This window comes from Arthrobacter sp. TS-15 (assembly GCF_006964045.1).
Taxonomy (GTDB): domain Bacteria; phylum Actinomycetota; class Actinomycetes; order Actinomycetales; family Micrococcaceae; genus Arthrobacter.
On sequence record NZ_SDXQ01000031.1, the window covers coordinates 262,476 to 276,248 of the forward strand.

Sequence of the window (13,773 nt, forward strand, 5' to 3'; positions counted from 1 at the left end):
CCCCGACGATTCGAATGGAAGCGATAGACGAGTCAGAAACGAGCCAAAAGACGAATGCCGGGACAGTCGAATTGCATCGACTGTCCCGGCACGGAGCGAATAGACCCGCCGGCACTACCCCCGGGACTTCATCTCTACGGCCATGGCCCGGTCGAAAGCCCCGTCGGCCAGGACCTCCCAGCTGGGCAGCGAGGCCAGGTACGTGTAAAAGGCGGCGTGCACCTTGACCGTGGCCAGCGACCGCAGATCCTCCTCGGTCACGTCCTGTTCGGCGAACACGCGCGAGCCCTCGTCGCTGATCTGGCCGTTGATCCTGCGGGCGGCGTCGGTGTAGGCATCGGAACGGACCTGGCTGATGTAGGTCTTTGACCCGTCGGCGCTGCGCAGCTCGCCGTCCCCGCCGACTGAGAAGTGCTCGCGGTCCCGCTGCATCTCCACCAGCGCGGTCTTATACGCCTCACCAATCTCAAGGTCCAGGGCCTTGACCTTCGCCGAGCCGTCGAGATTGATCAGCATCTCCTTGCTGACCGTGCCCTCGGCGTAGACCAGGCGCTTGTGGTCCTTCTGCGTCGCCTGGTGGGCAGCCACGGTCGCGGCCACCTCCACGTCCTCCAGGAACTCCTCGTCGTTGCCCAGCATCATGGCCTCGTAGTCGTCCGGGTCCACGACCACCGGGGCGTTGGGATCGCCACTCTCGTCGGTGAAAACCATCCGCGTGATGACCTCCATGACCTCGTCCGAGTAGACGTCCGGGTCGAGGCGCTCGATGTCGATGTCCTTGTAGTCGTACGTCTCCTGGTAGAGCGTCTTGGCGTCGGCCGCCCTGACCGCCTGGGCCATGCGCTTGTCGAGCATCTTGACGAAGTCCGGCTGATTCATGCGCACGTCGAACTCCATCGCGGAGCTGAGCGTGGGGATCGTCTGCAGCGAGTACTCGTGCCCCGGGTGGGTGATCGTGTTGCCGAGCAGCTTGAATGACATCGGCAGGATCGTCTCGTTGCGGTTCCAGACCGGCGCGTCGCCGGCGCGCAGCACGATCGAGTTGCGCGGCGAGAGGAAGGCGAAATCGTTGTACTTGATCAGCGGCTCCTCCTCCGTCGACCAGGTGCGCGAAATCGCTCCGTCCGTCTTCCCGCCGACCACCTTGTCCAGGTTCTGCGTGATCTGCTTCGAGCTGGCGTGGGTACGGTGAGTCTTGCCGCTCATCTTCTCCAGCGTCTCAATCATCGAGTCGTCGGTCGACTTGAGGAAGACGATGTTGCTGGTGTTTCCCTGCACAATCTTGTCGACCGACTCGCCGTAGACGTCGCGCAGCTGCTGCAGCGTCTGCAGGATAAGCGTGAACTGCTGCTCCTGGCCGAGGCCGATGGAGAGCATGGTCTCGAAGCCGGCGATGCCATTACCGTCGGACTGCAGGTTGCCGAGCTCGTCGAGCATGAACCGGGTGCGGTAGAGCGGCTTCTGGTTCGACTTGGTCATGTACGACTGGTCAAACGAGACGTCCACCAGCTGCTTGACCAGGATCAGGATCAGCTTGGCGTACTTCATCAGGTGTGGGGGAGTGACGAGAAAGACCGCCTTGGGCGACTCCGAGTACCGCGCCATCGTCTGCGTGATCGCGCGCGCCCGGACCTCGACCTCCTCAGGGTGCCCTCCGCCGGAGAAGTCCAGCTTGCGGCTCGGAAAGGTCGTGTCGCCGGGCTGGAACGAGAGGATCTTCCCGTCGCGGGTGCCACCCTCCCGCACCGGCCGCAGCTCGCGCAGCACGCCGTTCTTCACGATCTTCTTGCCGGTGACCGGCTCGACCACGAAGTGCCGGCCGTTGAGGGAGAGCTGGTAGCTCTTGCGGAAGTGGAAGTAGAAAGTGCGCACGAGCATGCCGCTCTGCGGGTTCTTCAGCTCCAGCTTCAGCCAGGCCTCGTCGCCGGGGAAGATTCCCTTGAAGTTGTAGCGCGCCCAGCCCACGCGGCCGACGATCTCCGAGTGCTCGAAGTCCTTGCCAAGGTTCTGGATGAACATCGGGTCCGCGTACGCCGACCAGCTCGCCATCTGGCCGAGCAGGTGGTCGCGCTTCATGAAGTTCGGCGAGAACCGCACGCCCAGCCGCCGCGGGAAGGACAAACCCGCCAGGTCAGTGTTCTGGCTCGGCTTACCCGAGGTCAGGGTCGAGATCGTCGGGTCGGTGAAGAAGCTCATGCCCGTGATCGCGATGCCGTAGACCGAGGACATCATCTTCTCCGCACCGGCCATGGCGACCAGGGCGTTGTGGGCGTTGCCGACGAGCGTGCGCATCGAGTTGCGCGGCAGGGCCTGGGTGGCGTTGAAGTAGAGCGTGAGCAGGTCCTGCTCGGCCTTGCCCTCCCACAGGAAATCCTTCTCGGCGACCTTGGCCTGCTCCTCGGCCAGGGCGTCCTCGTCCTCTTCGAACTCGCCGTTCTTGATGCGCTTCTCCAGCTCGGCAGCGGGGTTCTTCCACTTCTTCGAGGTCAGCTGCACGAAGAGCTGGTAGCAGTTGTACAGCGTGACCTTTCCCCACATGTCGTCCAGCCGCTGCTCCAGCGTGCCCGGGTCCATGCCGGTGGCTGCTGCGTACTCGCGCAGCTCACGCTCCTCCTCGAGGTAGTAGTCGATGAGACCGTAGGCGGCCCGTTTGAAGGCGTTGTTCGCCGCGTTCGGCCAGACCGGGTCCTCACCGCCGTCCAGCGGGAAGAAAACCTCGCCAATGTTCTCGATGTAGAGCGCGCACTTGGTCGAGTCGCCCTCGCGGGCGGCGTCGGCGGCCATGCCCAGCGGGTTGTAGATGTCGGTCTTCATCGCGTTGATCAGGTTGAACTGCACCGGCTCGAAGCCGCGCGTGACCAGCGGGATGTAGTTCTTGACGAGCAGCTCGCCCTTGGGGTCGTTGATGACCATGTTCGAGGGCTTCTTCTCCCTCGACCACATGTCGATCATCGGCTCGATGTAGGTCTGGCCCTTGCCCGCCCGGGTGATGGCCAGCACCATCGTGTTCACGGGAGCAGTGTCGACGATGTAGGCACCGGCAGGGCGCTGGACTTCGTACGCCGGGAACTCCCAGTCATCGGTGATCAGGTCAGACACCGTACGGTAGGGCCCGAGCTTGTCACGGTTCGCGCCCTGGAGCTTCCCAGGGTCCTTCGCCTCTTTGGCCTTGCGCCGGCTCTCCTCGGTCGGCGGGTTGTACGGGATCACCGTTGCGTCATACTTCCGGCGCAGCCGCTTGTCCCGGGGCAGGCCCGAGGCGTCGAAGAGCGCCTGGCCGAACTCCTCGTCGATCAGCGGCAGGGTCTCGACCAGCGGCTCGCCGTCGTCGCCGTCCATGACCTCACCCTTGTAGTAGACGATGTTGCCGTCCTGGTCAATCACGTCGGACTCTGCGCGCCGGGAGACCTTGACCGTGCCCAGCCCCTTCTTGCTGAGCATCATGTGACTGATCATCGAGCTGACCTGCACCCCCGAGTGCGCACCGGCGTCCGGGAACCAGTCGTAGTTCTGCTGGACCTCCTCCGGCAGCGCGATGTGCTGGTCGTTGCGGTGGTCGTTGATGTCCGTGTGGTCGACCGTCGCGTTGTGCTTGGCGACCTGGCGTCCGGTCCAGGTGGAGATCACGATCATGACCAGCGCGCCCGATCCCAGCGTCAGGAAGAGCTTGAACCCGGTGACGGACCCCAGCTGCCCGCCGACGTTCGTCGCCGCGGGCGTAGCCCCCTGGTCAACCTTCGGGGCGTCCTGGGCGGCGCTGCCTGCGTGGGTCCACCACGCTGGCACCGGGACGTCCTTGAGATCCGGGTAGCACTTCGAGCCGATCTCGGGGTTACCCTTCTCGTTGACGGCGCGGTAGCACGTCATCGGGGCCCCGCCCTGGCCTGTCGTCGTGTCCTCCACGTAGTACGAGTCCGGCTTTCCGCTGCTGTTTCCGCCCAGGCCACCGCCCATCGTCGCCCCGAGCGTGAGCACTGCCGTAGCAATGACCGAGTACAGCACCCACGCCACGATCGCGACCAACAGGCCAGCGACGCCGGCGAGCACGAGGCCCGACGTGTTCGACTTCTTGCTCAGCCGCTCGCCGCGGTCCAGCTGCTGGTCTTCATAGACGTCCCGGTTCGTCAGCGTCTCCTCCGGCCGACGCGCCGAGATCTTCTCCCAGCCGCTGGCCTTGGGCCGTGCCGCCCTGCGCTTGCTGCCTGCCATGGTTCTCCCTGCCTGTTTCCGCGTGTGTCTGTGTGTCCTGCGCCTGTTGTGATCCCGGAAGACGCCGACGGCGCACGGGGTGCGAGCCCCATGCGCCGTCAGACTCGTCGATCTCCGAGTCGGATCAGCCGCCCATGGCTGCCCCGCCGATGAAGCCGGCGACGCCGCCGAGCACGGGCAGCGCGACGATCAGGGCGATGAGCATCTTGTTGTAGCGGCTCTGGATCTCCGAAGCCCTTGCCAGCTCGCTGGCGTAGGACTCCTTGTCCGCAGCCATCTCCTCCAGCCGTGCCTCGTAACGGCGCTTGACCGAGTCCTCGACAACCTCCATCTGCTGCAGCAGGTCCGTGTTCCGCTGCGTGGCCGAGTCGGTCTTCTCCTTCTCGAGGGACAGGCTGTGCTGCCATTCCGTCTCGCGGGCCTGCATCTGGGTGATCGCGTCCTTGCGGTTGCGGTCGAGCTCGTCCTCCATCCGGCGGATGCGGTCGGCGTGCTCGTTGCGGATCGACTCCAGCAGCGCCTCCTGCTCGCGGCGCAGGACGCCGATCTCGTCGGTGGTGCGCTGGTGCTCTGCCAGAGCCTCGGCCTGGGCGATGTCCGCCTTGCGGTTGTCGTCGACGATCCGCTGGATCTCGGCCTTCCACTGCCCCAGACGCTGCTCCTCGGCCTCGAGGTAGGCCTTCTGCTTCTCGGCCAGGACCTCGAAGATCCGCGTAGTGCCGACCTGCATCTTCAGGGCGGCGTCGGAGCGGCGCACGCGCAGGATCTCCTGGCGGTCGTGCGAGTAGGAGTTCTCGAGCACCCGCTCGATCTCGGCGACGGCGTCGGCCTGCTCGCGCTCCATGCGGGAGCGGTTGCGCTCCTTGTACTGGATCTCCGCCTGGAGGGCGGCCTGCTCGGCGAGCTTCTTCGCCTGGGCCTCGTAGTCCTGGACGATCTCGGCCTTACGGGTGCGGATCCGCTGTTCCTTCTCGGACTCCCGCTCGCGGTGCGCCGCCTCGGTGCCGTCCTTGAGTGCCTTATAGCGCGAGCCCTCGCGGTCGGTGGCCACGTCACGGATGACCTGCTCGACGTGGGCCGACATGAGGTTCACGTACAGCGTGCGCAGTTCGTCCTCGTGCGCCCACCGCAGCTGGGCAAGGTCGGCATTGGCCTGCCGGTTGAGCTGGGCGACCTGGTCGCCGAGCCATTCGGTCGCACCCTGCGGCACCTCGATCTGCACGACCGGCGCGCCGATGGCGAAGGTCGCATTGAACTCGTCCAGGCGCACGTCGAGGTCCAGGTCCTCGGAGAGGAAGCGGCGGGCGATGACCTCGCGCACCTGCTCCTGGTTCTCCAGCAGGACGGCTTCCTCCTCGGCCGGGGCGTACGTCATATCGTCGGCGGTCACAGGACCGGACTCCTCGAAGCCGGCCGTGCCGTCGAAGCCGGGCTCCGGCTCCACCGCAACCGGGGCCGCGTCCTCGTATCCGAAGCCGACGGCTTCGTCGTCGAACACGGGCTCATCGCCCGCAGCGTCGAAGACCGGCTCGTCACCGGCACCCTCGCCCCCGCCGGGAATCGAGTCGAAGATCGGGTCACCTTCGTCGCCGGTGTCCACGGCAGCAACAGCGTCCGCGTCCACCGCGGGAAGGGTCCCGGGCTCGTCGGTGGTGACGCCGCTGTGCTCGCGCCAGGCCTGCGCTCCGACAGCCTCCTCGAGGCTCAGCGTGCCGGAAGCGACCTCCTGGGCCTGCTTGAACGTGGCCTCGGCGACCAGGTCCACCAGCAGCTCGCCGCTGGGCTTCTGCCAGACGACCGCCCAGGAGTACTCCGCGCCAGCCAGGAGCGAGTACTCCTCCATGCGCGCAAGCGTCTCCGTGTTGGGGATGATGCCGAAGACCTCTTCGCCCAGCATCTCTGCCGTGGCGACGGTCCTGATCTGGTCGGAGTCAATGAGCTCGATGAGCGAGCCCTTCGCCTCGTCGCGGCCGTGCCGCTTGCTCAGCCCGCCGATGGACTCGGCGGCCAGCACGAGCATGACCCACGCCGTGCCGCTGGGGAAGACGAACTTCGCGTTCGACCGCAGCAGGTCGACTGCTGCGGGGATCGCCGTCTCCCTGACCACGGACGAGAGCAGCTCGTCAGGCTTCTTCTTCCGATCCTTGTTCCGGCTTCCCGCAGCCGTGCCCAGAATGCCCATTGGTGTCGATCCCTTCGATGATGAAACGCAGTTCGCCTGGTATATGAGTATCCTATCGCCTATGAGTCGATAGGTGCAATGATAGGCAATTCAACACGACGCCGAATGGCCCGCAATGACCGCTGGCGCAGATCAGCGCACGGCGCTCACCTCGATGCACGCATCGGAGGTGAGCATGTCCTTGTGATCGCTCGCCAACTCGCCGACGACGTCGATCCGGATCCGCCGCTCAGAGGGATGCTCGTTGATGAACGTCGCCACTCCGGTGGTGACCTCGTCGGTCATCTTCGCCACCGCGCCACGGGCACCGCCGGCATTGGAGTCGGTATCGCCCTTGTCGTCGATGAGGTACTGCAGGACCCTCTGGTCGATGTCCACCCGCACGTTGTGCTTGATGAGGACCTCCTGCACCATGTGGCGCAGCTTGTTGCGCACGATCTTGCGCTGCGTGTCCTCGGAGAGCGGCTGGAACGGGACGATGGCGTCGATACGGCCCAACAGCTCGGGCGGGAAGCGGTTATCCGCCGAGGTCTCGGTGATCGAGCGGCGGATGAGCTTGTCGTACTTCAGCAGCTGCTCGCCCGAGCCCGTGTCGTCGGCCGCATACTGCGCGATGGTCTTGTAAATCTCCGAGCCTGCGTTCGTCGTCATGACGATGTAGGTGTTCAGGAAGCTGACCTCGCGGTTGTTGTCGTCGGAGAGCCGGCCGTCGTCGAGCACCTGCAGCAGCAGACGGGTGACCATCGCCGAGGCCTTCTCGACCTCGTCGAACAGCAGTACGGCGTGCGAGAGGTCCCAGACCCGCTTCGTCAGCTCGGAGCGAAACAGGTCCATCGAGGAGTCCTGGGCGTACTCGGACATGTCGAATCGGATCAGGTGGCGCTGGTCGTCACCGAAGAGCAGCCGTGCCAGCTGCTTGGCAAGCTCGGTCTTACCCACGCCGGTCGACCCCGTGAACAGCAGCGAGGCCTCCGGCCGGCCCTTGTCGTTCAGGTCCGCGACCGACAGCTGCAGCCGCCGCGCGACCGCACGCGTGGCCAGGTCCTGGCTGAACACCTTCGAGTCCAGCTGCTCCTTGATCTTCGCGCCGTCGACCTTGAAGGCAACGTTGACGCCCAGAGACTCCTGGAGCACGTCCGAGAGCAGATCGCGGTCCAGCGCCCGCTTGGTGAGGCGGTGCCAGCCAACCATGCTGTCCAGCACCAGGATCGACTTGCGCGGCTGCGAGCTCGCCGGCATGTAGCGCTCGGTGTACTCATAGATCTGCCGGTAGATGTGGTCGTCGTAGAACTGGTCGGCGACGTCGTAGTGCTCGGCCATGCCCTGCAGAATCCGGATCGTCGTCTCCTGGTCCGGCGGCGTCAGGTTGATGCGCTGCAGCCGTTCAACCAGCGGCTGATTCGGTGCAATGTGCCTGTGGAACTCGTCATAGGTCGTCGCGGCGATGATTCGGATGCCGCGTGCCCCGGAGGCGGCCAGCACCGGCTTGACCGCCTCAACCGCAGCATCGGAAAGCTGGATGATCTGGTGGAACTCGTCGATGAACAGGACCAGCTCCTGCTTCTCGTCCGCCACGAAGTGCTCGGCCTCGTCGAAGAAGCCCTTGAGCATGGCGGCCATGCGGTCCGAGTCACCGGCCTCGGAGATCATCCGGGACGGATCGACCTCGAGATAGAGCCGCTCGGCGTCAGCGGCCATCGTGGCCTGGACGAGAGCGGTCTTACCCGTACCTGCCTCGGCCAGGAGCAGGGCGTTGCACAGCTCTGGCCTGCTCATCGAGGCCAGCAGCTGGAGCTTCTCGTGCTCGCGGCCGACGATCTCGCGCTCGGCCCTCTTGAGCGGGTCCGACAGCTTCGACAGGAGCGGATAGCCCTCATTCAGGTGCACTTCATGGAACATGCCGTGGAAGACCTCTCGCCAAGACTTGAATTCATCTGATAGATCAGTCGAAAGTCTATCATGACACCATTCGGCTAGACTGTGATAGGACAGTGAAAGGCCCCCGGACTCATATCCGGGGGCCTCCTGGCCATTCACTCCGTAGGGGTGCTGTCACAGCCCCTGCTGGCGGTCCTCCTGGGACGAAGCCCCACCCTGCTCGAACTGGTAGTCGTACCGCTCGCTCAGCGGCCTGCTGGACTCCCGGTCGCACCGTGCCCGCTCGTTCGCCTCGCGCTGCTGACGCATCGAGGCACCCACGCGGTCGACCAGGGCGCGCCCGGCCTCCGCCCACATGTCCATGCCCTCGTCCGGGGCCGTGATCTCGTCCAGGCCCAGCTCCAGCAGGCTCGTGCCGCTCAGTGGGCTGGGATCGTTCGTCGCCATAGCCTTCTCCTCCTCCGTGCCTGTCTCAGGCCCCGCGCTGCTGCTCGGTGCCCTCGGGCTCGCCCTGGCCCTCGAACTGATAGTCGTACCTCTCGCTGACCGGCTTCCGTCCCTGCGGCGAGGTGCCCGGCAGCTGCTCCTGAGCACCACGGCCGACAACCGAGCCCATCCGCCCGACCAGGTCCGCCCCGGCAGCGGAGCCCTGGGGGGCCTTCTGTCCGCCATGTCCGGCCAGCTCCGTGTGCAGCCCGCGGGCTGCACCCACGGCAGCTCCCCTGGCGGCGCTGGCGGCGACGCCCCTGGTCGATGCACCAGACTGCTGGGCACGTTGGGCGTGGGCCGCGGCATCCTGCATGGCCTCGGTGCCGAGCCGCCTGGCTCCCTCGCGGCGGCCCCCGGACTGCACGGCCTGTCCGACCTTCGACCCGGCGGCCCGCTGGGTGAGCGGGACCTTCACCGGACCCTGAACCGTGCCGCCGGCATGGGCCTGCTTCGCCTGGGGCTGCTCCTGCCGGGCCGATTCCGGCTTCGGCACATCCGCTGAAGTGATCATCCCCGGTGCCGGCTCAGCCTGCGGGCGCGGCCGCCGCTCGACCATGTTGGGGTTGAACCTCGAGCCCGGCTGGCCGGGAGCGGGGGAGGAGGGCACGCTGTATCGGGGACCCCGCACCGCGCCGAGGCCCGCCTGCGAGCTCGGGCCCCGCTGCACTCCGGTATCGGGGGTGGCCCCGCGGATCGCCGCCAGCTGCTCGGGCGTGTACGACGTCGGGCGCTGGCCGTGCTCCGGTCGGCCCTGGGAACCTTTACTGAGATCTGCCATGATGATTCGTTCCTCTCTATGCGAAAGGCCCCCGGAGAGGTCTCTCCGGGGGCCTTTCAATGAGTTCTGCTGAGCCGTGGATCGGTGTCAGCCGACCGCGGGGGCCTCGGCCTCGACGACCTGCTCGGCCTGGGCGGTCTGCTCCGGACCGGCCTGGCTCTGCTTGGCAGCCGCCTGGGCCTCCTTGGCCGCCTTCATGGAGGCGAACTGGTTGTCCAGGGTCTTGGCGTCGACCTTGAAGTCGCTGGCCTCCACGGACTTGGTGTTGACCACCAGACCGGTGCCGCGCGAGGCCGGCATCACGTTGCCCTTGAAGCCGTAGACGGTGCCGACCTTCTCGCCGTCCTTGTTGAGCAGCGGCTCCGTATTCGGGCCCGCGGCCTTGACGATCTCCTCCAGCTGGCCCACCGAGTAGGGGGCGGTGTTGGCGAAGCGCTCCTTGCCGTCCGGGCCCTTCACGCGCTCGGACTTCAGGTGCAGGTTGCTCTGCTCCGGTCCGCGCGAGTCGCGGGCGTCGACCTGGATGTCGGCGTAGTGCGACTTGCCGTCCTTGGTCGCGCCGTTGTCATAGACCTTGGCGATGAGGTTGACCCCGGTCATTGCGCCCTTGCCCTTGAGAAGTGCCATGATCTCGTCCTTTCGTCGTTCCGTCCGCCACTCGGCAGAACGGCCTTGATCATTCACGTCGTCCGAGCAAAGCCCCGAAGTGCCTGCCGAACTGCTCTATACACTAATACTCCTATAGATAATTCCGCAACCATTCGAATGATCTTTCAACTCGTGTCCCTACTCGTGCTGGATGCCGTCGGGCCGCCCTGCCGGCTCCTGCTCGGGGCCGGGGAGGACATCGGCACCAGCCACCGCGGCGTCGACCCGCTGCTGGACGCGCACCACCAGGCCGGCGTCCAGCGAGGAGGCCTTCGACCGGCGCATCCGGGCCGCCTGTTCCTGCTCTTCGCGCAGCGCCGCGATCCTCGAACGCAGAACCGGCCGCGTGGAGCCGTCCTCCACCGGAACCAGTTCCCGCGAGACCCGGGTCATCGCGGCGATGTCGTCGACCGGGAGGTCGGCGATCGCCTCGGACTGGCCTGACTGGTCGAGGTACTCCATGGCCGCCAGCAGCAGCCGGCGGCGTTCGGCCGCGGCTGCGGTGAACTCCCGCCGGGCCCGCTCGCCGATCTCGACATCGGCCACGAAGTCATAGCCCAGGTGATGCAGGTCCAGTGCCTTGACCTCGTCGAAGGGGTGTACGGTCCCGGTCTCGATCGACAGCTGGGTGGAGAGCGCCGTATCCCCGCCGGCGACGGCGCTGCGCTGGTCAGCAGGACCGGCGACGAGCACCAGCCCCGAGTCGGCCAGGTCGGTGCGCAGCTCCTGGAGCCGTTCGTCGTAGACCTGCTTCATCGTCTCGATGCGCGCGTCCAGCACCGCCCGTCCGGCCTTGCCCGCGGTCAGGTGCCGTCCGCCGGGCTGGCCGTAGATTTCGCGGCCCATCTCCTCGGCCTGGTCGGCGTCCTTCATCCGCTGCAGCGAGGCGTCCTGGCGCAGCGCCATCAGCGAGAGCAGGCGCTGGCCGTACGCGGCGACCTCCTGCTGCTGGGCGTACCACTGGCTGGCGTCGCCGACAAACGGCAGGAAGTGCTGGTACTTGCTCATCACCCGCCGGTGCCAGTCCTCTTCGTAGCGGTAGAAGTCGTAGAGCGGCCGGGAGTCCTCTACGGCCACTTCAGCCTTCTCGGCACGCTCCCATTGCCGTGCCAGGTCCCGGTAGGCGCTGGCTTTGGACTTGTGATGCTGCAGGCGGGAGGCATAGCTGCGCAGCCGGAAGCCGAAGGAGACGACATCGTCCTCCGAGCTGCCGTGCTGCTGCTGGCGCTCTGCGGCCAGGGCGGCCATCTCGGCGTAGTCCATACCCATCACCTCAAGCATCGGCGTACGCACCCGCAGCTCCTCCTCGGGCAGGGCGCGCAGCATCTGGTAGACGCCGTTGACCGCCCGCTCGGTGATCTGGCTGCGACCCGCGTCGACCAGGCGCTGCCACGCGTCGGTGGGCAGGCCCTCGGCCTTGCGGCGCTGATTGGCGTACTCCACGACCCTCTCCATTGCCGCCGGCAGCGGAGAGCCCGGCCGCTCCAGCTGCTCGGCCACCAGCTCGGAGACCAGACGGTTGGCTTTGCGCATCCGCAGATCGTTGGTTCCGGCGCGCCACAGCGAGCGGTCGGCGGGCAGGCAGGCCAGCAGGAACTGGGGGAGGGCCTCTGAGCGCATGCGCTCGTGTGCCCAGCGCTTGATGAAGGTCGTCACGTTCCTGCGCTCGTAACCGACGGCGCTGGACAGGTGCGCGACGGCCTGCTTCTCGTCCAGCCAGGCGTCCACGCCGCGCCGCAACCGGGACTTGTGCCGGTCCAGAAGCTTGCCCCGCTGGGTGCCGTCCTTAGCCAGGTGGCCGTGTCCGGCGTCGACCATCGCCAGGTGGCAGTGGACGTGCTCGGTGTCGACCTGGATCACGCCGACGTAGCGCAGGTCGTCGAAACCGCTCGTGCCCGAGCTCATCCGCTCCAACCCGTGCATGATCGCCATCCGCAGCTTCATCTGGTCGATGTGGCCGCGGTAGTCCCCGCGGCCTTCGCAGTGAAAGTCCTCGCCGACGATGCGGTGCCGTTTCAGGTATTCCTCATCGAAGGAGAGCACGGTCTTCAGCACCGTCTTGCCGCTCTCGAAGTGTTTCTGGATGTCCCGGGATGCAGCCCGCAGCTGCTCGTCGGAGAGCGACACTGAGCCGTAGCCGAAGGCCACGCCGCCATCGCCCTGGGCCTGGCGCATTATCGTCTTGGCCTCGACCCTGCTCGTCCCGGCGCGCTCGACCGCGCAATCGCGGGCCATGTAGCGCAGGATGAAGTCGTCCGTGCGCAGCCGCTGGATCGGCGCGAGCGACTCAGTCGCCTGCTCGCGCGCCATGTACCGGGTGACGTAGTCGCCGGGGGTGCCGCCCCGGGACCCCTTGCCGCCGGGCAGCGGCACACTGAACTCGTTGACGATGACCACTGACTGCTTCAGGCCCATCCCGCCTCATCCCTCCGTCGTGTGAATGCACAGAACCCCGGCCGCTGTCCTCCAGCGACCGGGGCCCGTCCTGACTGCTCTGCCCGCCTCGGCCTCAGTGGCCCAGGCCGTGCCCGTCTTCCTCGCCGAAGTCGAGGTCGGCGGCGCGGCGGGAGGCCTCGCGCTTGCGCTCCTCGAGCGTCGGCGCGGGCACCTCCTGCCCGGTGGCCTCCTCATCCAGACCAAAGTCCAGATCGTGGGTCGCGCCGGCATCCGGCTCCGCGTCCGCAGGGACGGCAGCATCCTCCGGTCCGTCCAGGTGCAGGGCCGGGGCCACACGCTGGTGATACAGGTGCTCGGGCGTGCCCTCAGTGCGCTCCAGCTCAGCCTGATACCGCTCGCGCTCCGCGGTGATCTCGGCCTCGACCGCCAGCAACTGCGCGGTGACGCCCTCGGCAGCCGGCTGCTGCGCCTCCGGCCGCTGGAGGTTCTCCGCCTGCGCGACCAAGTCGAGCTCGTCCTCGCTGAACAGCGAGTTGATCGCGTCGGAGCGGGCCCGCAGGCCCCGCTGGTCGACGACGGACTCAACCAGACCATGACCATCCTTGGAGCGATCAGCGAAGTAGGCCGCCAGGTCGTACTCGGTGGAGGCCAGGTCGATCTCGAGATCGGCGATGCGGTGCACGTTCATAGAGACCACGGGGGCATCGGCCTGGTCCCCGGACGGGGTGAGCACGAGGGCATCCACCCTGGCGGGCAGCTCCCACTCGATCCCCGTGAGCTGGTCGGGCACGGTGAACGAAGGGCTGAAGTAGCCCTTGGCCGCCAGTGCGACCAGCTGCTCGTCGTCGAACTCGTAGAAGGCGTCGACCTTCTCGCCCTGGCCGTGCGAGTAGGTCACCTGGGTGATCCCGTACGGAAGCGGCTCGGCGGGAGTGATCGAGCGCAGCTCGCCCACGACGTGCAGATAGGGCCGGTAGTTCTCCTCCTTGCCGCGGTGCTTGAGCTCGACAGAGTCGACCAGCACCCCGATCTGGGCATCGAGGCCGTCGTAGCGGTGCGCCTGCACGCCACGCTCCCGCAGGGCCCGGTCGGCCCACACGTCATTCATCATCAGTCCAGCAGTGCGCATCAGTTGCTCCTCTTCCGGTTGGTCTTCTGGCTCGGGCGGGTGGTCCTGGGGGCGGCGGTGGCC

8 protein-coding genes are annotated in these 13,773 nt (G+C 66.7%); 1 reads left to right on the forward strand and 7 read right to left on the reverse strand.

Annotated features, from left to right (window positions below; translation table 11 throughout):
- Positions 1 to 114: 114 nt before the first annotated feature.
- The 4 genes from EU811_RS13655 to EU811_RS13670 all read right to left on the reverse strand — a co-directional run bounded on the left by EU811_RS13655 (position 115) and on the right by EU811_RS13670 (position 8,716).
- Positions 115 to 4,209, reverse strand: coding sequence for a type IV secretory system conjugative DNA transfer family protein (locus tag EU811_RS13655; protein ID WP_142938899.1), 4,095 nt, complete (start codon positions 4,207 to 4,209; stop codon positions 115 to 117).
- Positions 4,210 to 4,333: 124 nt separating this feature from the next.
- Positions 4,334 to 6,391 carry a hypothetical protein gene (locus tag EU811_RS13660; protein WP_142938900.1) on the reverse strand — a complete coding sequence of 686 codons (2,058 nt, stop codon included), beginning with the start codon at positions 6,389 to 6,391 and terminating at the stop codon, positions 4,334 to 4,336.
- 132 nt (positions 6,392 to 6,523) lie between these two features.
- On the reverse strand, positions 6,524 to 8,278 hold the full coding sequence (locus EU811_RS13665; protein WP_202979323.1) for an AAA family ATPase: 1,755 nt from the start codon (positions 8,276 to 8,278) through the stop codon (positions 6,524 to 6,526).
- Positions 8,279 to 8,443: 165 nt separating this feature from the next.
- Positions 8,444 to 8,716 (reverse strand): hypothetical protein, encoded by a 273-nt coding sequence (locus EU811_RS13670; protein ID WP_142938902.1) that lies wholly within the window; start codon positions 8,714 to 8,716, stop codon positions 8,444 to 8,446.
- Positions 8,717 to 8,732: 16 nt separating this feature from the next.
- Between EU811_RS13670 and EU811_RS13675 the strand changes: the two genes are divergently transcribed.
- Complete coding sequence (locus tag EU811_RS13675; protein ID WP_142938903.1) at positions 8,733 to 9,260, forward strand: hypothetical protein; 528 nt, start codon at positions 8,733 to 8,735, stop codon at positions 9,258 to 9,260.
- Positions 9,261 to 9,623: 363 nt separating this feature from the next.
- On the opposite strand, the gene EU811_RS13680 is transcribed toward EU811_RS13675, so the two are convergent.
- The 3 genes from EU811_RS13680 to EU811_RS13690 all read right to left on the reverse strand — a co-directional run.
- Positions 9,624 to 10,163, reverse strand: a complete 540-nt coding sequence (locus EU811_RS13680) for a hypothetical protein (protein ID WP_071416492.1) — start codon at positions 10,161 to 10,163, stop codon at positions 9,624 to 9,626.
- A 159-nt stretch (positions 10,164 to 10,322) separates the two neighbouring features.
- On the reverse strand, positions 10,323 to 12,599 hold the full coding sequence (gene mobL / locus EU811_RS13685; protein ID WP_142938904.1) for a relaxase MobL: 2,277 nt from the start codon (positions 12,597 to 12,599) through the stop codon (positions 10,323 to 10,325).
- 94 nt (positions 12,600 to 12,693) lie between these two features.
- On the reverse strand, positions 12,694 to 13,773 hold a 1,080-nt coding region (locus EU811_RS13690; RefSeq protein WP_238703405.1), incomplete at its 5' end, for a hypothetical protein.